Source organism: Aliiroseovarius sp. S2029, assembly GCF_023195575.1.
In the GTDB taxonomy this organism is placed as follows: Bacteria; Pseudomonadota; Alphaproteobacteria; order Rhodobacterales; family Rhodobacteraceae; genus Aliiroseovarius; species Aliiroseovarius zhejiangensis.
Genome location: NZ_JALPQE010000019.1, coordinates 1 through 1,818, shown reverse-complemented (window position 1 = coordinate 1,818; position 1,818 = coordinate 1). Strand labels below are relative to the sequence as shown.

Annotated in this window: 2 protein-coding genes; both read left to right on the top strand. The window is 63.6% G+C overall.

What is annotated here, in order from left to right; translation table 11 throughout:
- On the top strand, positions 1-801 hold an 801-nt coding region (locus tag MUY21_RS15945), incomplete at its 5' end, for a toprim domain-containing protein (protein WP_248411261.1).
- The coding region (locus tag MUY21_RS15940) for a DUF3987 domain-containing protein (RefSeq protein ID WP_248411260.1) at positions 798-1,818 on the top strand (1,021 nt) is incomplete at its 3' end. The genes MUY21_RS15945 and MUY21_RS15940, both read left to right, overlap by 4 nt.

Sequence of the window (1,818 nt, the reverse complement as noted above, 5' to 3'; positions counted from 1 at the left end):
CGGTCGCCCAGTCTAAGCCTGGGCGTGGGGGTCGATGGTCGTATATTGGTGCATTGCCATGCGGGCTGCTCTTATGGGGCCGTGATGGACGCGCTCAAGGCGCGCGGGCTTGTCGATCACACAACCCGCGCCAGTTTGGCAAGTCGCGTCGAGATCGCGGCAAACCGCAAAGCGAAGCACGCCGAGAAAGAGAAGCGCGCCCGCCAGGCTCGCGCGCTGTGGGACAGCGCGCAGCCCATACACGATACGTTAGGGGCGCGTTACCTACGTAACCGGGGGATCACCTGCGCCCTGCCGCCTACATTACGATACGTAGAGAATTGCTGGCATAAGAGCGCCCAGAGACTGCCCGCCATTGTGGCGCGGGTCGATGGGGTCGAGCGCTTTGCGGTCCATCGCACATATCTTGGTCACGATGGCACCACCAAGGCCGAGATTGACAGCCCCAAGGCGATGTTGGGGTCGGTGCGCGGTGGTGCGGTGCGTCTGACGCCTGCCTCACACACATCTAACCTGGTGATTGCCGAGGGGATTGAGACAGCCCTGTCCTTGCCCAGCGGATTGATGAACCGCCCCGCCGAGGTCTGGGCCGCGTTGAGCGTGGGCGGATTAGCTAACGTAACGCTCCCCGCGTGCGCCGGTGATCTGATCATCGCCCCCGATGGGGATGCGCCAGGGCGCAACGCGGCACAAACACTTGCGCGCCGCGCGCACGCCCTGGGCTGGCACGTGATGATGTTGCCCGCGCCCGACGGGTTTGATTGGAACGATGTCTTGTTGGGAAAGGCGGTGGCTGCATGACCGTACATCTAAAGCCTTTACCTTACGTAGAGGATTGGGCCGATCCCTCGCCGCGTTTCTTACGTAAGGGATTGCCACCCGCACCCGTCTTGCCGCTTGACCGCATCTTTGCCCCGCACTGGGCCAAGTGGATCAGGGATGCCGCCGAGGCCAAATCTGCGCCGCCGGATTACGTCATGGCCGGGTTGCTCGCCACGGCAGGCGCGGCCATTGGCAACACCCGGTGGGTCTCGCCCTGGGCGGGCTGGGCTGAGCCGCCGATCCTCTGGACCATGCTGATCGGTGCGCCATCCTCGAACAAATCACCGGGGCTTGATGCGGTGCTGAGCCCGTTGAAAGAGCTTGAGCGCGATATGCGCAAACAGGCTGAGGCTGATCTTGCGGAATGGTCCGAGCGGGTCGAGGTGGCAAAGATCGCGCAAAGCGCCTGGAAAGAAGCAACCAAGGCCGCGCTCAAGGCCGGGGAAGACCTGCCGCCCAAACCGGACGAAGCCGATCCGGGGCAGGAACGCCATTTGCCCTGCCTGTCAGTGACAGACAGCACCGTCGAGCGGTTGGGCGTGATCCTGGCAAATCAACCGCGCGGCACGTTGATGGCGCGCGATGAACTGGCCGGGTGGTTGATGGGCATGACGCGCTATGCGGGCGGCGGCTCTGATCGCCCGTTCTGGCTGGAAGCCTATGGCGGGCGGGGCTACCGGGTTGAGCGCATGGGCCGTGAGCCGCTTTATATCGACCGGCTGTCGGTGGGGGTCACCGGATCAATCCAGCCCGACCGGCTGCGCAGCTTGTTGATGAAATCTGATGATGACGGGTTGCTTGCGCGCTTCCTGCCGATCTGGCCCGATCCAGTGCCGATCATGCGCCCGCGTTCCGCGCCTGATGACGCGTTTATCAATCGCGCTTTGGGGCGGCTCTATGATTTGCAACTGATGACCGATGAGCGCGACCGGCAACGCCCCTGGGTCTTGCCGTTCGATGAGGGGGCCAAGGATCGTCTGGACACGTTTCGCCATA